General features: G+C 71.3%; 19 protein-coding genes. 12 read left to right on the top strand and 7 right to left on the bottom strand.

All coding sequences use genetic code 11. From position 1 onward, the window contains the following. Positions 1–28 precede the first annotated feature (28 nt). Together dnaE and DJ010_RS05665 are read left to right on the top strand one after the other, a co-directional pair. Entirely contained in the window at positions 29–3,598 is a 3,570-nt protein-coding gene (gene dnaE / locus DJ010_RS05660) for a DNA polymerase III subunit alpha (RefSeq protein ID WP_109692679.1), read from the top strand. Positions 3,599–3,602: 4 nt separating this feature from the next. Then, entirely contained in the window at positions 3,603–4,256 is a 654-nt protein-coding gene (locus DJ010_RS05665) for a hypothetical protein (RefSeq protein WP_109692680.1), read from the top strand. Here DJ010_RS05665 and ybaK read toward each other — a convergent pair. The 4 genes from ybaK to DJ010_RS05685 are packed head-to-tail and all read right to left on the bottom strand — an operon-like array spanning position 4,225 to position 6,292. Then, positions 4,225–4,722, bottom strand: coding sequence for a Cys-tRNA(Pro) deacylase (gene ybaK, locus DJ010_RS05670; protein ID WP_109692681.1), 498 nt, complete (start codon positions 4,720–4,722; stop codon positions 4,225–4,227). The genes DJ010_RS05665 and ybaK overlap by 32 nt on opposite strands. Positions 4,723–4,731: 9 nt before the next feature. Continuing rightward, the gene (locus DJ010_RS05675) at positions 4,732–5,397 is read right to left on the bottom strand and encodes an LON peptidase substrate-binding domain-containing protein (protein WP_109692682.1); all 666 of its coding nucleotides are present in this window, start codon (positions 5,395–5,397) and stop codon (positions 4,732–4,734) included. 21 nt (positions 5,398–5,418) lie between these two features. Beyond that, positions 5,419–5,838 (bottom strand): rhodanese-like domain-containing protein, encoded by a 420-nt coding sequence (locus tag DJ010_RS05680; RefSeq protein ID WP_245927259.1) that lies wholly within the window; start codon positions 5,836–5,838, stop codon positions 5,419–5,421. 4 nt (positions 5,839–5,842) lie between these two features. After that, positions 5,843–6,292, bottom strand: a complete 450-nt coding sequence (locus tag DJ010_RS05685) for a cysteine dioxygenase (protein WP_109692683.1) — start codon at positions 6,290–6,292, stop codon at positions 5,843–5,845. A gap of 208 nt (positions 6,293–6,500) precedes the next feature. On the opposite strand from DJ010_RS05685, the gene hisD reads away from it, so the two are divergent. Genes hisD through hisH form a run of 4 tightly spaced genes read left to right on the top strand, consistent with a single transcriptional unit; the run spans position 6,501 to position 10,145 of the window. Continuing rightward, a complete protein-coding gene (gene hisD, locus DJ010_RS05690; RefSeq protein WP_109692684.1) occupies positions 6,501–7,802 on the top strand; it encodes a histidinol dehydrogenase in 1,302 nt (433 codons plus the stop codon). Next, positions 7,799–8,884 carry a histidinol-phosphate transaminase gene (locus DJ010_RS05695; protein WP_109692685.1) on the top strand — a complete coding sequence of 362 codons (1,086 nt, stop codon included), beginning with the start codon at positions 7,799–7,801 and terminating at the stop codon, positions 8,882–8,884. The genes hisD and DJ010_RS05695 overlap by 4 nt, the downstream gene beginning before the upstream one ends. Further along, the gene (hisB, locus tag DJ010_RS05700) at positions 8,881–9,489 is read left to right on the top strand and encodes an imidazoleglycerol-phosphate dehydratase HisB (protein ID WP_109692686.1); all 609 of its coding nucleotides are present in this window, start codon (positions 8,881–8,883) and stop codon (positions 9,487–9,489) included. Before DJ010_RS05695 ends, hisB begins: the two co-directional genes overlap by 4 nt. 2 nt (positions 9,490–9,491) lie before the next feature. Then, complete coding sequence (gene hisH / locus DJ010_RS05705) at positions 9,492–10,145, top strand: imidazole glycerol phosphate synthase subunit HisH (protein ID WP_109692687.1); 654 nt, start codon at positions 9,492–9,494, stop codon at positions 10,143–10,145. Between the two features lie 58 nt (positions 10,146–10,203). Here hisH and DJ010_RS05710 read toward each other — a convergent pair whose 3' ends face one another. Continuing rightward, positions 10,204–11,073 (bottom strand): DUF6801 domain-containing protein, encoded by an 870-nt coding sequence (locus DJ010_RS05710; protein ID WP_109692688.1) that lies wholly within the window; start codon positions 11,071–11,073, stop codon positions 10,204–10,206. 171 nt (positions 11,074–11,244) lie between these two features. Here DJ010_RS05710 and priA point away from each other — a divergent pair, with 171 nt between their 5' ends. The 5 genes from priA to DJ010_RS05735 all read left to right on the top strand — a co-directional run bounded on the left by priA (position 11,245) and on the right by DJ010_RS05735 (position 16,195). Continuing rightward, the gene (priA, locus tag DJ010_RS05715) at positions 11,245–11,985 is read left to right on the top strand and encodes a bifunctional 1-(5-phosphoribosyl)-5-((5-phosphoribosylamino)methylideneamino)imidazole-4-carboxamide isomerase/phosphoribosylanthranilate isomerase PriA (protein ID WP_109692689.1); all 741 of its coding nucleotides are present in this window, start codon (positions 11,245–11,247) and stop codon (positions 11,983–11,985) included. Between the two features lie 10 nt (positions 11,986–11,995). Further along, entirely contained in the window at positions 11,996–12,772 is a 777-nt protein-coding gene (gene hisF, locus DJ010_RS05720) for an imidazole glycerol phosphate synthase subunit HisF (RefSeq protein WP_109692690.1), read from the top strand. A gap of 63 nt (positions 12,773–12,835) precedes the next feature. Further along, a complete protein-coding gene (locus DJ010_RS05725) occupies positions 12,836–14,236 on the top strand; it encodes an APC family permease (RefSeq protein WP_109692691.1) in 1,401 nt (466 codons plus the stop codon). Between the two features lie 4 nt (positions 14,237–14,240). Then, positions 14,241–15,113: an SCO6745 family protein gene (locus tag DJ010_RS05730; RefSeq protein ID WP_109692692.1), complete on the top strand. Its 873-nt coding sequence runs from the start codon at positions 14,241–14,243 to the stop codon at positions 15,111–15,113. A 41-nt stretch (positions 15,114–15,154) separates the two neighbouring features. Then, complete coding sequence (locus DJ010_RS05735) at positions 15,155–16,195, top strand: S66 family peptidase (protein WP_109692693.1); 1,041 nt, start codon at positions 15,155–15,157, stop codon at positions 16,193–16,195. 12 nt (positions 16,196–16,207) lie between these two features. Here DJ010_RS05735 and DJ010_RS05740 read toward each other — a convergent pair whose 3' ends face one another. Continuing rightward, positions 16,208–16,645 carry an iron chaperone gene (locus DJ010_RS05740; protein WP_109692694.1) on the bottom strand — a complete coding sequence of 146 codons (438 nt, stop codon included), beginning with the start codon at positions 16,643–16,645 and terminating at the stop codon, positions 16,208–16,210. A 177-nt stretch (positions 16,646–16,822) separates the two neighbouring features. Beyond that, positions 16,823–17,452 carry a TIGR03085 family metal-binding protein gene (locus DJ010_RS05745; RefSeq protein WP_109692695.1) on the bottom strand — a complete coding sequence of 210 codons (630 nt, stop codon included), beginning with the start codon at positions 17,450–17,452 and terminating at the stop codon, positions 16,823–16,825. On the opposite strand from DJ010_RS05745, the gene DJ010_RS21990 reads away from it, so the two are divergent. Then, entirely contained in the window at positions 17,451–17,834 is a 384-nt protein-coding gene (locus DJ010_RS21990) for a hypothetical protein (RefSeq protein WP_158282945.1), read from the top strand. The two genes, DJ010_RS05745 and DJ010_RS21990, sit on opposite strands and share 2 nt — an antisense overlap. Positions 17,835–17,892: the final 58 nt, after the last annotated feature.

A 17,892-nucleotide genomic window follows, 5' to 3' on the forward strand; every position in this document is an offset into this window, starting at 1 on the left:
ACGACACCGCGAGGAGCCCTCAGCACCGATGGCAGCCGCCGGGGACCGATCCGACTTCGTCCACCTGCACGTCCACACCGAGTACTCGATGCTGGACGGTGCCTCGCTGCTCGACGGTCTCTTCGCGCGGGTGAGCGACCTCGGGATGTCGTCGATCGCGATGACCGACCACGGCAACCTGCACGGGGCCTACGACTTCTACTCGAAGGCCAGGAAGCACGGGATCCGCCCGATCATCGGCCTCGAGGCCTACCTGACGCCGCAGACGGACCGCTCCGAGCGCCGGCGGGTCCGGTGGGGCAAGGGCGACGTGGCCGAGGAGGGCGGCGACGACGTCGCTGGTGGTGGTGCCTACACCCACATGACGATGTGGGCGTCGTCGACCGAGGGCATGCACAACCTGTTCCGGCTCTCGTCCCGGTCCAGTCTCGAGGGCTTCTTCTACAAGCCCCGCGCCGACCGTGAGCTGCTCAACACCTACGCCAAGGGCCTCATCGCCACCACCGGGTGCCCCTCCGGCGAGGTGCAGACCCGACTCCGCCTGGGGCAGTACGACGAGGCCCGGCGGTCCGCGGCGGAGTTCCAGGAGATCTTCGGCAAGGAGAACTTCTTCCTGGAGCTGATGGACCACGGCATCGACATCGAGAAGCGGGTCCGCGACGACCTGCTGCGGCTCGGCAAGGAGCTCGGCATCCCGCCGGTCGCGACCAACGACTCCCACTACAACAACCCCGACGACGCCGACGCCCACGACGCCCTGATCTGCGTCGCGTCGGGCAAGCGGCTCTCCGACACCAACCGGCTCAAGTTCGACGGCGGCGGCTACTACATCAAGTCGGCGGCCGAGATGCGGCAGCTGTGGGCCGACCGGTTCGGGATGCCCGAGGCGTGCGACAACACCCTGCTCATCGCGGAGCGGTGCGAGGTCGAGTTCACCGAGTCGACCGGCGGCTACATGGCGCGGGCCGACGTGCCGGCCGGGGAGACCGAGGAGTCCTGGTTCGTCAAGGAGGTCTGGCGCGGGATCGAGTCGCGCTACCCCGGCGACGCGCTGACCGACGAGGTCCGTCAGCGCGTCGAGATGGAGCTCGGGATCATCTCCCAGAAGGGCTACTGCGGCTACTACTTGGTGGTCGCCGACTTCATCAACTGGGCCAAGGACAACGGGATCCGCGTCGGCCCCGGCCGCGGGTCCGGTGCCGGGTCGATCGCGGCGTACGCACTGCGGATCACCGACCTCTGCCCCCTCGAGCACGGACTGTTCTTCGAGCGCTTCCTCAACCCCGAGCGGCCGTCGATGCCTGACTTCGACATCGACTTCGACGACCACCGCCGCGGCGAGGTGATCCAGTACGTCACCGAGAAGTACGGCGCCGAGCGGGTCGCCCAGATCGCCACCTTCGGGCGGCTCAAGGCCAAGGCCGCGATCAAGGACGCCGCCCGCGTCCTCGACTACGGCTTCGCCGTGAGCGACCGGATCACCAAGGCGCTGCCGCCCGACGTGATGGGCAAGGGCGTGCCGCTGAAGGAGATCTTCAACGAGGACCACAAGCGCTACAGCGACGGCGCGGAGTTCCGGTCGCTCCACGAGCAGGACGTCGACGTCCGCACGATCTACCAGACCGCGCTCGGCCTCGAGGGCCAGATCCGCAACTGGGGCGTGCACGCGGCGGGCGTGATCATGTCGAGCGAGCCGCTCATCGACGTGGTGCCGATCATGGCCCGCCCTCAGGACGGCGCCGTCATCACCCAGTTCGACTACCCGATGTGCGAGGCGCTCGGGCTGGTCAAGATGGACTTCCTCGGCCTGTCCAACCTCCACACGCTCGAGGACGCGCTGGTCAACATCAAGGCCAACCGCGGCGAGGACGTCGTCCTCGAGGAGCTGCCGTTCGACGACCGCGCCACCTACGAGCTGATGGGCCGCGGCGACACGCTCGGCGTGTTCCAGCTCGATGGTGGCGGCATGCGGGCGCTGCTGCGCTCGATGCTGCCCGACCAGTTCGCCGACATCACCGCCGTCTCGGCGCTCTACCGACCGGGCCCGATGGGCGCCGACTCCCACAACAAGTACGCCCGCCGCAAGAACGGCCGGGAGCCGATCGAGCCGATCCACCCGGCGCTCGCCACCGCGCTCGAGCCGGTGCTGGGGGAGACCTACGGACTGATCGTCTACCAGGAGCAGGTGATGGCGATCGCGCAGGTGCTCGCCGGGTTCTCCCTGGGTGCCGCGGACAACATGCGGCGCGCGATGGGCAAGAAGAAGAAGGAGGAGCTTGACAAGCAGTACGCCGGCTTCGAGGCCGGCATGCTCGAGCGCGGGTACCCCCAGGACGCGATCAAGAAGCTCTGGGACATCCTCGTCCCGTTCGCCGACTACGCGTTCAACAAGTCGCACTCCGCGGCGTACGGCGTCATCACCTACTGGACCGCCTACCTGAAGGCCAACTACCCCACGGAGTACATGGCCGCGCTCCTCACCTCGGTGAAGAACGACAAGGACAAGATGGCGATCTACCTCAACGAGTGCCGCCGGATGAAGATCGCCGTCCTGCCTCCCGACGTCAACGAGTCCGCCCACGACTTCACGGCGGTCGGCACCGACATCCGCTTCGGCATGACCGCGATCCGCAATGTCGGCGCCAACGTGGTCGAGCAGGTCGTCCAGGCTCGGGAGAGCAGGGGCCGCTTCGAGTCGTTCAACGACTTCCTCGACAAGGTGCCGGCCCTGGTGTGCAACAAGCGCGTGATCGAGTCGCTGATCAAGGCGGGCGCGTTCGACGACCTCAAGCACAAGCGGCGGGCACTGGTGGCGATCCACGAGGTGGCTGTCGACCAGTACGTCGACATCAAGCGCAACGAGGCGATCGGGCAGGACTCGCTGTTCGCGGGGATGTCCGACGACGAGGGCGACTTCGGCGGCTTCGGGGTCAGCGTGAACGTGCCCGACCTCGACGAGTGGGACAAGACCACGTTGCTCGGTCACGAGCGCGACATGCTCGGCCTCTACGTCTCCGACCACCCGTTGCTCGGCCTCGAGCACGTGCTCGCCAACAGCGCGGACTGCACCATCGGTGACCTGCTGACCGACGAGGAGCGCCCGGACGGTGCGAACGTCGTCGTGAGCGGCCTGGTCACCTCGGTGCAGCGCAAGATCACGAAGAAGGGCGACCCGTGGGCGATGGTCACCCTCGAGGACCTCGAGGGCGCGATCGACGTGCTGCTGTTCCCGAGCTCCTACCAGCTCGCGAGCACCCTGCTCGTGCCCGATGCGATCATCACGGTCAAGGGCCGGCTGTCCCGCAGCAAGGAGCAGCCCGAGCTGCACGGCCAGGAGGTGACGGTCCCCGACCTCGCCTCGGGCAACGAGGGTCCGGTCGTGATCAGCCTGCCGTCCACCCGGTGCACCGGCCCGGTCATCGCGCAGCTGAAGGACGTGCTGGCCACCCATCCCGGCCTGACCGAGGTCCGGCTGCGGCTGCTGACGCGCGACGCGACCAAGGTGATGCGCCTCGACGACCGGCTGCGGGTCACCCCGAGCCCGGCGCTGTTCGCGGACCTCAAGGCGCTGCTCGGTCCCGGGTGCCTGGCAGGATGACGGGGTGACCCACCAGCAGCTCCAGCCGCCACCACCCGCGCCGCCCGTCGAGCGTCGCCGCGTGCCGTGGCGCGAGGTCGCGCTGGTCGCCGGTGCTGTCGCCGCCGGGTGCGCGGTCGTGGGCGCCGGGGCGGGTTGGCTCTGGTACCAGTGGTGGGCCCCCGCCAACACCGGCACGATCTACGACACCGTCGACGGGCCGAAGTGGTACGACCTCACCGACCAAGGGGTGGCCCACCAGTTCGACGGCCCGGCGCAGTACGCCGTGATCGCGCTGGGGCTCGGTGCGGTGCTCGGTGTTCTCGCCCTCCTCGTCAGTCGGCGCCAGCCGGTCGCGGCCGTGGCGGGGCTGATCGTGGGTACCGCTGCCGCGGCCTACCTGTGCTACCTCGTCGGCACGGAGCTCAGCCCGCCCGACCCGCAGACGTTCGCCACCGAGGCGAACATCGACAAGGAGTATCCCGCCGCCATCGAGGTGAGTGGGTGGACGCCGTTCCTGTGTTGGCCGCTGGGTGCACTGGGCGCCTACTCGGTCGCGGTGCTGACGATGTCCTGGCTGGGCACGACCAGGTCGCGCCTCGACGAGCTCCCCCCGCTCGTCGCGCCGCCGGCGCACGGCACGCCGGTCACTGCCCCGGACGACCGACCGGCGCCGTGACCGCGGCGGTCAGCCGCACCAGGTCCGTCGGCGCGAGCTCGACCTCGAGACCGCGCCGCCCGGCCGAGACGTAGACCGTCGGGTGGTCGAGCGCGGTGCTGTCGACCACCGTCGGGTGCGCCCGCTTCTGCCCGAGCGGCGAGATGCCGCCCACGACGTAGCCGGTCGCCCGTTCCGCCGCCGCAGGGTCGGCCATGGCCGCCTTGCGCCCGGCGACCGCCCGGGCGAGCGCCTTGAGGTCGAGCTGTCCGGACACCGGGACCACCGCCACCGTGAGGGTGCCGTCGACGTCGGCCAGCAGCGTCTTGAAGACCCGGCCGGTGTCGATGCCGAGCGCGGTGGCCGCCTCGTCTCCGTACGACTCCGACCGCGGGTCGTGGTCGTAGTCGTGCACGGTGAACGGAACCCCTGCTGCGGTCAGCGCCGTGATCGCGGGCGTGCCGCCGGTCCGCTGCTTCCTCGCCATCGCCGAGGCCTAGTTGGGAGACCACCGGGTGCGGGCGACCTCGGTCGCCGGCAGCGAGGTGATCACGTTCATCGTCCGCAGCTCGGCGCGCAGCAGCTCGGTGACCAGCACCAGTCGCTCCTCCGCGTCGGACGCCTCGAGCAGCTGCTGGCGCTCGGCCATCGGGAGCGGCGCACAGGCGGCGAGGACCCACGAGAGGTAGGTGGGGTCCGTCGGCAGGGAGCCGGAGTACGGGTCCGCCGAGATTTCGCTGAGCGCGTGGCGGTAGGCGGTGAAGGTGGCCCGGGCCCGCGAGGCCAGCTCCTGCGACACTGCGACCGTGGGCTCGGGGAGGTCGTCGACCTCGCCCATCGGGAACAGGTCGCCGCGCTCGAGCCGGTCGAGCCGGATCCGGTCGCGGCCGACGGCGACGATGTCGAAGGTGCCGTCGGGGTTCGCCTCCGCCTCCGTGAGCTGGAGTCGGACGCCGACCCGGAACAGCGACTGCGCGCCGTGGTCGCCGACCTCGTAGCCCTCCCGGATCGCCACCGACCCGAAGACCCGCTCCGCCGGGTCCTCGATGCGCAGCAGGTGGTGCATCAGCGCGCGGTATCGGTCCTCGAACACGTGCAAGGGCACGGTGACGCCCGGGAAGACCACGGTGTTCAACGGGAACATCGGCAGCCGGTCGGTCACGCTCCCAACGTAGCCGCCCGGTCAGCCTCGGACGGGGAGCCCCGCGTCCCGCCACGCAGCGAACCCGCCGTCGACGTCGGTCGCACGCTCGATGCCGAGGCTCTGCAGGGACGCGGCGGCGAGCGAGGAGGTGTAGCCCTCCTGGCACAGCACCACCACGCGGGAGCCGTACGACGCCTCGGGGAGCCGGGCCTCGCTGCGCGGGTCGAACCGCCACTCGAGCACGTTCCGCTCCACCACGAGCACGCCGAGCTCCGGGTCGACCTCGCCCTCGGCGGCTCGCTGGGCGACCGGCCGGATGTCGACGAGGACGGCGTCGCCCGAGCGCAGCTCGGCGTACGCCTGCTCGGGGCCGATCCGTGTCAGCCGCGCCCGGGCGTCGTCCAGCATCGCGTCGACGCCGTCGTACCTGGCCGGCGCGGCCTGTCCTTCCTCGGTCACGCGCTCACCACTCCTCGCCCGCCTTCTCCACACCGAGCACCTCGAGCCGGTCGCCGAGGAAGCGGAAGCGGGTCATCGTCGTCAGTCGGGGAGCGTACGCGTGCAGCGACAGCGCCGGCCGGCCGCTCTCGTTGCGCACGTTGTGGGCATAGCCGGCCGGGAAGGCGCGGCCGTCCCCGACCCGGTGGTCCACCAGTTGCAGCCCGCCGTTGAAGGTGTGCTCGACGAGGCTCCCGCTCAGCACCGTGAAGGCGCCCGCTGCCGGGCCGTGGTCATGCCAGTTGGTGCCCGCGCCGGGGGGCCAGGCGATCAGCCAGAACTCCAGTCCAGCGGGGGAGGGCAGCCGGGTCCAGGTGCGCTCGCTCTCGTGAGGTTCCACCAGCTCCGGGAGAGCGGGATCGAGCGCGCGAGCCCGCAGGCTCTGCCAGAGCGTGGGTACGACGATGGAGGTCAAGACAACTCCTAACGTAGATAGTCGAGTGACTTACTCTACTTTAGGCGCCCTAGGTCCTCAGCCAGGCGAGGACGGCCCGCACGCGACGGTGCTCGTCGGGAGACTGGTGGAGGTCGAGCTTGGTCGTGGCGGCGATAGTGCGTGGGCAGCGGTCCGCCTGACGTCGGCGCCTCAGGAGCGAGGGGCGTGCGACCGTAGAATCTGTCGCATGCCCCTCATCCGTCGCATCGACCTGCGCGGAGCCGACGAGAGCGTCGACTACCGCTCAGCCGTGCCCCGCGCCGACTTCGACGTCGAAGCCGCGGTGCCGGCGGTGCATGCGATCTGCGAGGAGGTCCGCACCGGCGGCGTCGAGGCGATCAAGAGCCTGGGGGAGCGGTTCGACGGCGTGCGCGTCGATGACCTCCGGGTCCCGTCCGAGGAGCTGACGGCCGCGCTCGAGCAGCTGGACCCGCAGATCCGGGCCGGCCTCGAGGAGTCCGTACGACGGCTCCGGGCCACGTGCGCCAACGAGCTCGAGGCGGACGCGGTCACCGACCTCGGTCCCGGAGCCCGGGTGACGCACCGGAAGGTGCCCGTGGGCCGGGTCGGGCTCTACGTGCCCGGCGGGCTGGCGCCGCTGGTCTCCAGCGTGCTGATGAACGTCGTGCCGGCCCAGGTCGCCGGTGTCGGGTCGATCGCGTTGGCGAGCCCCCCGCAACGGGAGTTCGGCGGCTCGGTGCACCCGACGATCCTGGCCGCGTGCGCGCTCCTCGGCGTCGAGGAGGTCTACGCGGTCGGCGGTGCCCAGGCGATCGCGATGTTCGCATACGGCGTGGGCGAGTGCCGCAAGGTCGATCTCGTGACCGGCCCGGGCAACATCTACGTGGTCACCGCCAAGCGCCTGCTCAAGGGGCAGGTCGGCATCGACTCCGAGGCGGGGCCCACCGAGATCGCGATCCTGGCCGACGACACGGCGGATGCCGCGTTCGTCGCGGCCGACCTGATCAGCCAGGCCGAGCACGACCCGCTCGCGGCCTCGGTGCTCGTCACCACCTCCGAGACGCTCGCCGACGACGTCGACGCCGAGCTCGACAAGCAGGTGTCCGCGACCAAGCACGTCGAGCGGATCCGCACCTCGCTCACCGGTCCCCAGTCGGGCACCGTCCTGGTCCGCGACCTCGAGCAGGGCCTCGCGGTCGTCGACGCCTACGCCGCGGAGCACCTCGAGATCCACACCGTCGACGCTTCGTCGTGGGCGGCCCGGGTGCGCAACGCAGGCGCGATCTTCGTCGGCTCCTACGCGCCGGTCAGCCTCGGCGACTACTGCGCCGGCTCCAACCACGTGCTGCCGACCGGCGGCTGTGCCTGCCACTCCTCGGGCCTGTCGGTGCGGGCGTTCACCAAGTCGGTGCACGTCGTCGACTACTCGCGCGAGGGCCTGTCCGACGTGGCCGACCACGTCGTCACCCTCGCCGAGGCCGAGGACCTGCCGGGTCACGGCGCTGCGGTGCGGGTGCGGTTCGAGTGACTTTCCCACCACTTCGCCCCGAGCTCGCGGGGATCGAGCCGTACGGCGCGCCGCAGCTGGACGTGCCGGTCCAGCTGAACGTCAACGAGAACCCCTACGGCCCCTCCGAGGAGTGCGTCGCCGACATCGCCGCGTCCGCGGCCGAGGCTGCCCGGACCCTCAACCGCTACCCCGACCGCGAGCTGGTCGCGCTGCGCGCCGCGCTCGCGTCGTACCTCTCCGGTGACGTGGCGGGAGAGATCGCGCCGGAGCAGGTGTGGGCCGCCAACGGCTCCAACGAGGTCATGCTGCAGCTGCTGCAGGCCTTCGGCGGGCCGGGTCGCACCGCGCTGAGCTTCGCGCCGACGTACTCGATGTACCCGGAGTACGCCCGGGACACGATGACCGCGTGGGTCGCCGGTCGCCGTGAGGACGACTTCTCGCTCGACCTCGACCGGGCCCGTGCCCTCGTGGAGGACGTCAGGCCGCACGTCGTGCTGCTGCCGAGCCCCAACAACCCGACCGGGACCGCGCTGCCGCCCTCCGCCGTCGACGAGCTCTGCGGGGCCGTGGGCGACAGCGGGATCGTCGTCGTCGACGAGGCGTACGGCGAGTTCCGGCGGACCGGGGTCCCGAGCGCGCTGGAGCAGCTGCCCGCCCACCGCAACCTCGTGGTCACGCGCACGATGAGCAAGGCGTTCGCCGCGGCCGGCCTCCGCCTCGGCTACCTCGCCGCGGATCCTGCGATCTGTGACGCGATCCGTGTCGTGCGGCTGCCCTACCACCTCTCGGCGGTGACGCAGGCGACCGCGCTCGCGGCGCTCCGCCACGCAGCGGAGCTGCTCGGCAAGGTGGACGAGCTGCGCGCCGAGCGCGACCGCACCGTCGACTGGCTGCGCGACCAGGGCTTCGAGGCGGCCGACAGCGACGCGAATTTCGTGTTGTTCGGCCGGTTCGAGGACCGTCATGCTGTCTGGAAGGGGCTCCTCGACCGGGGGGTCCTGATCCGCGAGACAGGGCCGGACGGCTGGCTCCGGGTCAGCATCGGCACCGGGGACGAGATGATTGCCTTCCAGAAGGCACTGATGGAGGTCACGACATGAGCCGCACCGCACGCATCGAGCGGCAGACGAGCGAGTCGAAGGTCGTCGTCGAGGTGGACCTCGACGGCACCGGCCGGCACGACGTCTCGACCGGCGTCGGGTTCTACGACCACATGCTCATCTCCTTCGCCCGCCACGCGCTGGTCGACCTGACGGTCCAGACCGAGGGCGACACTCACATCGATGCCCACCACACCGTCGAGGACACCGCGATCGTGCTCGGTCAGGCCCTGCGCGAGGCGCTCGGCGACAAGGCCGGCATCCGCCGCTTCGGCGACGCCACCGTGCCCCTCGACGAGGCGCTCGTGCAGGCGGTCGTCGACGTGTCCGGCCGGCCCTACTGTGTCCACACCGGCGAGCCCGAGGGCCAGCAGTACGTCCAGCTCGGAGGTACGACGCCCGCCTACCTCGGCTCGCTGACCCGGCACGTGTTCGAGACGATCGCGTTCCACGCGCACCTGGCACTGCACGTGCGGGTGCTCGCCGGTCGCGAGCCGCACCACATCGTGGAGACCCAGTTCAAGGCGTTCGCCCGGGCGTTCCGCGACGCGGTCGCGCACGACCCGCGGGAGACCGGCATCCCGTCCACGAAGGGTGCGCTGTAGCCGTGTCCTCGCCTTCGGTGGTTGTCCTGGACTACGGCTCCGGCAACCTGCGCTCCGCCGTGCGCGCGGTCGAGCGAGCCGGCGCGGACGTGACGCTCACCTCCGACCTCGACGCCGCGATGGAGGCCGACGGCCTCCTGGTGCCGGGCGTGGGCGCCTACGCCGCCTGCATGGAGGGACTGCGCGCGATCCGCGGTGAGCGGGTGATCGCGCGCCGGCTATCCGGCGGCCGCCCGGTCCTCGGGATCTGCGTCGGGATGCAGATCCTCTTCGAGCGCGGCATCGAGCACGGCGTGGAGACCGACGGCTGCGGCGAGTGGCCCGGCGTGGTGGAGCGGATCCAGGCGCCGATCGTCCCGCACATGGGCTGGAACACCGTTCACGTGCCCGAGGGGTCCCGGCTGTTCGCCGGCATCGAGGACGAGCGTTTCTACTTCGTGCACTCCTACGCCGTGCGGGACTGGACGCTCGTGACCAACGACCGCACCCCCGACGCCTACCAGCCGCGGGTGATCTGGGCCGAGCACGGTGGCGACCGGTTCGTGGCGGCCGTCGAGAACGGGCCGCTGTCGGCGACCCAGTTCCACCCCGAGAAGTCCGGGGACGCCGGCGCGCAGCTGCTGCGCAACTGGGTCGGCACGCTCGGCGCCGCCTGACGGAACGGGCCGGCCCCAGCGAGGGGACCGGCCGTCAGCCGTCAGGATCGCGGTGAGCTCACCGCACGCGGAACGACGCGCTGCCCTTCGACCCCGTCGACGTCGCGGAGCCCTGGTAGGTGGCCTTCACGGTGTAGCTGCCCTTCTTGGAGACCTTCTTGAAGGTCGCCACCGCCTTCCCGCTCTTCAGCGCCACGGTGACCTTCTTGACCTGCCGGGCGCCGCGGAGCAGCTTGAACTCCACCTTGCCGGTCGGGCCGGCCGTCCCGGTGACGGTCGCGGTCGCCTTCGCCGTCTTCTTGTTCTTGGCGTACGACGCCTTGACCTTGGTCGTCGACGCCGCCTTCACCGCGATCGTGTCGATCACGTTGCTTTCCCCGGCACCCGGCACGCAGGGGATGGCGAACGGAGTGCCGGCGGGAGCGCCGTCGAGGTCGAACAGGGTCATCGTGATGCTCTGCGCGCCGGCGGTGATCTCGTGGACCGTGCCCAGGTCGCCGGCGGGGAACGACGGCAGCGTCCCGGTGCCGGTGAGGACGGCCGGGCCGGTGTCCCCGATGTCGGACCGCGGGATGGTGAGCGTGGTCGGCGTCTCGACGCCGTCGACCAGGGTGACCGCCTCCACCGTGCCGGCGATCTCGTCGATGCTCAGGACCCCGCGCATCAGTCCGGCCAGGTCCTCCGGCACGGTCATCACGGAGGTGATCGTCGGCGCCACGGACGAGCCCGGCGCCACGGTCGCGGGCGCGTCCGACGACAGGTCGACGTCGAACGTCTTCGCGCCGACGATCGGCACCTCGCAGTCGAAGGCGATGGGCGCGGCCGACGCGGGTGCCGTGGCACCCAGCACTGCCGCGGTCCCGGCGGTGAGACCGAGGATGCTGCCGGCGGCGGTCGCGCGCAGGCTGAAGTGGTGACGCAAGGTCATGGGGTTTCCCTCCCTGTTCGGTTGTGAAGCGCGGTCCGTCACCCTCCCGTGGCGGACGCTGGGGCTACTTCACCACAATCCTGGAACAGGTTCTCGTCCGGCCTCCGGCGCGGCGTATCACCGGGCGCCCGGCCGCGTTCGGTCGGCCCGCGCATTCCCTAGGATCCTGGGGTGAGCGACTACCTCGAACTCCTCCCCGCCGTCGACGTCAAGGGCGGCCAGGCCGTCCAGCTGGTCCAGGGTGTCGACGGGTCCGAGAAGCGGTTCGGCGACCCGGTCGAGGCCGCGCTGCGCTGGCAGGAGGCGGGGGCCGAGTGGATCCACCTGGTCGACCTCGACGCCGCGTTCGGCCACGGCACCAACCGGGAGCTCCAGGCGGAGATCGTGGGTCGGCTCGACATCCAGGTCGAGATGAGCGGCGGCATCCGCGACGACGAGTCGCTGGAGGCGGCGATGGCGACCGGCTGTCGCCGGGTCAACATCGGCACCGCCGCGCTGGAGCAGCCGGAGTGGTGCGCCCGGGCGATCGCGACGTACGGCGACCGGGTGGCGGTCGGCCTCGACGTCCGCGGCCGCACCCTCGCCGCTCGCGGCTGGACGAAGGAGGGCGGCGACCTCTACGAGACGCTCGCCCGCCTCGACTCCGAGGGCTGCGCCCGCTACGTCGTCACCGACGTCAACAAGGACGGCATGCTGCAAGGACCCAACCTCCAGCTGCTGCGCGACGTGTGCGAGGCCACCGACCGTCCGGTCGTCGCCTCCGGCGGCGTGACGACGCTCGACGACGTCCGCGCGCTGATGGAGCTGGTGCCCGTGGGTGTCGAGGGCGCGATCGCCGGCACCGCGCTCTACACGGGGCAGTTCACCCTCGAGGAGGCCCTTGCGCTCACACTTCCCTCCGGACGCCGGTGAGGCGCCGACGATGAGCCTCGCCGTCCGCGTGATCCCGTGCCTCGACGTCGACGCCGGTCGCGTCGTCAAGGGCATCAACTTCAAGGAGCTGCGCGACGCCGGTGACCCGGTGGAGCTGGCGCGCACGTACGACGCCGAGGGCGCCGACGAGCTGACGTTCCTCGACATCTCCGCGTCGCACGAGGGGCGCGCGACGACGCTCGAGATGGTGTCCGCGACCGCGGAGCAGGTGTTCATCCCGCTCACCGTCGGCGGCGGGATCCGCAGCGTCGACGACGTCGACACCATGCTGCGCGCCGGTGCGGACAAGATCGCGGTCAACACCGCGGCGATCCACCGTCCCGAGCTGGTCGCCGAGATCGCGGACCGGTTCGGCAACCAGGTGCTGGTGCTCTCCGTCGACGCCCGCCGGGCCCCGGAGGGGGCCGAGCACAGCACCGACTCCGGGTTCGAGGTCACCACCCACGGCGGCCGGAAGTCGGCCGGCCTGGACGCGATCGCGTGGGCGGTCCGGGCCGCCGAGCTCGGCGCGGGGGAGATCCTGCTCAACGCCATGGACGCCGACGGCACCACCGCCGGCTTCGACCTGGAGCTGATCCGGGCCGTGCGCCGTGAGGTCAGCATCCCCGTCATCGCGTCCGGCGGTGCCGGCGCCCTGGAGCACTTCCCGCCCGCGGTCGAGGCCGGAGCGGACGCCGTGCTGGCCGCCACCGTTTTCCACTTCGGCACGCTGCGGATCTCCGAGGTGAAGCAGACGCTGGGTGAGGCGGGCTGCCCGGTTCGCTGAGGGCACTTATGAAAAGTGCCGTCCCGGGGAACTGGTGAGGCGACTTCTCGAAGGAGCGCCCACATGACCGACACCGTCCCTGACTCCCGCGCCGCGGAGGCTTCCGACGACAAGGGCCTGACCCGCAGCATCACCGGGCGACTGCTCTTCTTCTACGTGCTCGGGGACGTGCTCGGCTCCGGCATCTACGTCCTCATCGGCGCGGTGGCGGGCGAGGTCGGCGGCGCCTTCTGGATCGCGTTCGCCGCCGGTGTGTCCGTCGCGGCCATCACCGGGCTCGCCTATGCCGAGCTCGCCACCAAGTACCCGCGTGCGGCCGGTGCCGCGCTCTACGTGCACCGGGCGTTCGGCAACCGTGCACTCGCGTTCCTCGTCACGGTGTGCTTCCTCTCGGCGAGCTTCGCCGCCGCCGGCTCGTTGTCGGTCGGTTTCGCGGCGTACTTCTCCGAGCTCTGGGACCTTCCCAGCACGCTCCTGGTGGCCCTGCTGTTCCTGCTGCTGCTGACGATCATCAACTTCATCGGGATCACCGAGTCGGTCGTCGTCAACATGGTGATGACCTTCGTCGAGGTCGCCGGACTGGTGATCGTCGTCCTCATCGGCGTCTGGTACGTCGCCAAGAACGGCGCCGACTTCGGCCGGCTGGTCGAGTTCGAGACCACCAGCTTCCCGATCTTCGCGATCATCGCCGGTGTGGCGCTCGCGTTCTTCGCGATGACCGGCTTCGAGAACGTCGCCAACGTCGCCGAGGAGACCGTGGACCCGCACCGTGCGTTCCCGCGCGCCCTCATCGGCGGCATGATCGCGGCCGGCGTGATCTACGTGCTGGTCGCGATCTCGGCGTCCCTGGTGGTGGGGAGCGGCAAGCTCGGGTCCTCCGACGCCGCCCTGCTCGAAGTGGTCAAGGCCGACGTCATCCCGGTCCCGCTCGGGCTCATGACGACGCTGTTCACGGTCATCGCCTGCATCGCCATCACCAACACGACGCTGGTCGCGGTCGTCACCCAGCCGCGCATCCTCTACGGCATGGCCAACGAGGACGTCGTGCCCGGCGTCTTCGCGAAGCTCCACCCGTCCCGGCGCAGCCCGTGGGTGGGCCTGGTCTTCTCGGCGGTGGTCGTCGCCACCCTGCTGGTCGTCGGGACCCTTGTGGTCGAGCTCGGCGGCGGCCTCGACCTGGTGACCCGGCTGGCGACCGTCACCGTGGTGCTGCTCCTGCTCATCTACTTCCTCGTCATCGCAGCAGCGCTGAAGCTGACCGGTGACGACGAGTCCGACCGCACCTTCCACGCCCCGCGAGTCCTGCTGGGCATCGGGCTGGTCGGCAACCTCCTGCTCCTCGGCTATGTCGTCGTGGACGACCCGACGTCGGTGGTGTGGTGCGCCGGATTGGTGGCGATCGGCGGCGTGCTGTTCGTGGTCGAGCGGGTGCGCAGCCGGAGCGCGCAGCCCGCGGCAGACTGACCCCGTGCCCCGAACCACTCCGACGCAGGCCCGCCGGCTCTGGACGCTGCTCGAGCCCGTCCACGCCGTCACCTACTTCTCACCCGAGCCGCTCTCCGAGCTCAAGGCGGCGGGCTACCGCGGTTTCTGGATGGGCTACTTCGCCGGCCGGGCGGCGCCACTCGGTCCGGTGAACGCCGAGGTCGTCCGGGCGGCCTTCTACAACTTCGCGCCCGACCACGTCGCCCGGGCCCTGCCCGACGCCTGGGCGTTCGCCCCGCCGCAGTCGGCTCTCGACGCGCGGCGCACCGGCTCCGCCGCCGCGCTGCGCCGCCAGCTCGGCGTGATCGGCGACGACCCCACGGTCGCGCTGGCCGCCGACCTGGCCGCCAAGGCCGCCCGGAGCGCGCCCCTCGACGGCCGGGTGCTGTTCGCGGCCAACCGGTCGCTGCCCGAGCCCGACGACCCGGTCGAGCGGCTGTGGCACGCCGCGACGCTGCTCCGTGAGCACCGCGGCGACGGTCACGTCGCCGCGCTCGTCACGGCCGGGGTCGGCGGGCGTGAGTCCCACGTGCTGCACGCCCTCGCGGCCGGCACCGGCCGCGACGTCTACGAGCTCGCCCGCACGATGCAGGAGGTCGAGTGGACCGCGCTGCTCGACGGGCTTCGCGACCGCGGCCTCGTCGACGGGCCGGGAGGGCTCACCGATGCCGGCCGCGAGCTCAAGGACCGGGTCGAGCAGCTGACCGACGAGCTCGCGGCCCCGGCGTACGACGTGCTCGGCGGCGAGGAGGTCGACGCCCTCGTCGACGCGCTGCGCCCGATCACCCGGGCCGTCATCGCCGCGGGGGACATCCCCTCGAGGTCCCCGATGGGCCTCGACCTCGACCAGGTGTAGGGACTGCCGAGACGGCTCGGGCGGAAACGTAGAGTCGAGGAATGGATCTGCTCTCGCCCCGCAAGGCCCGCCCCGGCGACAGGATCGCGGTCCTCTCGCCGTCGTTCGCGGGACCCGAGGTGGCGCCGGCGGTGCACGAGCAGGGGCTCGCGCGGCTGGAGCAGGTCACCGGCCTGGTCCCGGTCGAGTTCCCGACGACGCGGAAGCAGGGAACACCGGAGGAGCGGGCCGCCGACCTCAACGCGGCGTTCGCCGACCCCGACATCCGCGCCGTGATCGCGACGCTCGGCGGCGAGGACCAGATCACCGTCATCCCGCACCTCGACCCAGAACCCGTCCGGGCCGACCCCAAGCCGTTCCTCGGCTACAGCGACAACACCAACCTCGCGAGCTGGCTGTGGACCAACGGTGTCGCGTCGTTCTACGGCGGATCGACCCAGGTCCACCTCGGCCCCGGACCGGGCGTCGACCCCGTCCACCAGCAGTCGCTGCGCGCGGCACTGCTGACCGGGGAGCGGCTCGAGATCACCGAGCCGGGGGAGTCCGAGGACTTCGGGCTCGACTGGCAGGATCCGCGGGCGCTGCGCGAGAACGGCGATCGCGAGCCGACCGAGCCCTGGAGCTGGGCGGGGCCGGCGCGATCGGTCACCGGCCGCACCTGGGGCGGATGCATCGAGGTGCTCCAGTGGATCCTCACCGCCGGGCGGTTCCCGGCCGATCCGCAGGTGCTCGAAGGCGGGGTCCTGCTGCTCGAGACGTCGGAGGAGGTGATCCCGGCGCGGGAGTTCGGCTGGATCCTGCGCTCGCTCGGCGAACGCGGCCTGCTCGCCGCCGTCGACGCCGTCGTGGTCGGCCGCCCGCCGGCGTCGAGCCGAGAGCGACGCTCGTCGGTCGAGGAGCGCCGGACCCACCGGGCGGAGCAGCGGGACACTGCGGTCCAGGCGCTACGGCACTACAACCCGGACGCGGTGGTCGTCGTCGGGCCACCGTTCGGCCACACCCGGCCGCAGTGGATCGTCCCGTACGGCGGGTCGATGACCGTCGACGGAACCGATCAGCGGCTCTACGCCGACTACGCCTAGCGGGCCGGCGGGTCAGCCGGCCGCCCGTCGTACGAGCTCGGCGATCTGCTCCTCGGCTGCGGCGTCGAGCGGTCCGGTGATCGCGAACGACGTCGGCCACATCACGCCCTGGTCGAGGTGGGAGGCCTCCTCGAATCCCAGGGTGTTGTAGCGGGTGCCGTACTTGGCGGCGGAGTGGAAGAACACGACCACCTTGCCGTCGGCGTTGGTCCACGCCGGCTGGCCGTACCACGTCTTCGGGCGGAGGTCGGGAGCTTCCTCGGTGACGATGAGGTGGATCCGTTCGGCGACGACGCGCTGGTCGTCCGGCATCGCCGCGATGCTCTTGAGGAGGTCGTCGAGCGCCGCCGCGGCCTTCTTGCCGCCCTTCTCCGCGCGCAGCTCCGCGGCGCGCTCCTTCATGGCAGCGCGCTCGACGTCGCTGAACCCGCCCGACCCGTTCTTCGTCATCTGCAGTCCTCTCGTCGTGGCTTCGACCCGACCCTAGGAGCGCGTGGGCGCGGCTCGCTTCTCGATTCCTGATCGATGGCGACGGCGCCCGGCGACGTCAGGGCGAGCTGCGGCCGGGGTCGTCGAAGGTGATCTCGATCGTCGAGGACATCGCCGTGCCGGGGTCGGTGTCGCCGCTCAGATCCCGAGCCGCGCCTCGCGCAGCTGCGCGACGCTGTCGTCCGGACCTTCGAAGGTGAGGCCGCGCGTCTCCTGACGGCCGTAGACGAAGAGCAGCAGCTCCTGCGGCTCGCCGGTCACGGTGACGGGGGCGGACCCGGCGCGCAGCGTCGAGGTGTCGCCGGTGTCGGAGCGGCGCGCGACGACCGGGACCCCGGCGGGCCGAACCAGGCCCTTCCCGGAGACGCGGACGACCCGCCAGAGCGCGTCCTGCTCCCCGGACGTGAGGGTGCGCGGCTCCCAGCCGGGGACGGCCCGGCGGACGTCCTCGTGGTGCACGAAGTACTCCGCGGTGTTGAGGGCCTGGTCGACCGCCTTCAGCGCTCCCATCGGGTTGCGGGCCTTCCGGACCTTCTCGACCAGCTCCTCGAACGTCTTCTTCTCGGCCGTGCGCGCGGTCGCGCGTTCGGTGACGCCTGCCAGCGCAGGCACGACGACGCCCGCCGAGAGCGGGCTGTTCTCGCGGAGCACCAGGTGGGCCATCAGGTCGCGGACCGTCCAGTCCCCGCACAGCGTGGGAGCATCCGGACCTGCCTCGACGGCGAGGTCGCAGAGGCGGGCACGCTCGGCACGGGCGAAGGACGTCATGAGGGCAGGATTGCACGACGACCCGACCGGGAAGGACGCGACGGTGACCAGCTACGAGGTGTACTCACCCGACGAGACCGCGACGCCGGCCCCCGAGGACGCGCACGGCGAGCGGTGGCGGGTCGCCATCGAGTACTCGAACAACGGACAGGCGAAGCCCCCGACGATCGTCGGGGTCAGCGAGACCTACCACCTGACCCGGGACGAGGCGATGGCGGCGGCGCGGAAGCAGGCCTTCGAGTTCGACCCGCCCGACCCGTTCTCCCCGCAGGGCCGCACGGTCTACCGGGACGGCCCGGACGGGTTCCTGGTCATCATCCGCGGCGCGATGACGGTCTTCCACATGTCGGTCCGAGCGGTGCAATTCGTCGGGAGCGCCTGAACCGCTGTCCGACGCGGGGAATACGCTGCACCCCCCGCCCGGTTGCGTGGGGCGACGG

The sequence above is a fragment of the Nocardioides silvaticus genome, from assembly GCF_003160695.1.
Classification (GTDB): domain Bacteria; phylum Actinomycetota; class Actinomycetes; order Propionibacteriales; family Nocardioidaceae; genus Nocardioides; species Nocardioides silvaticus.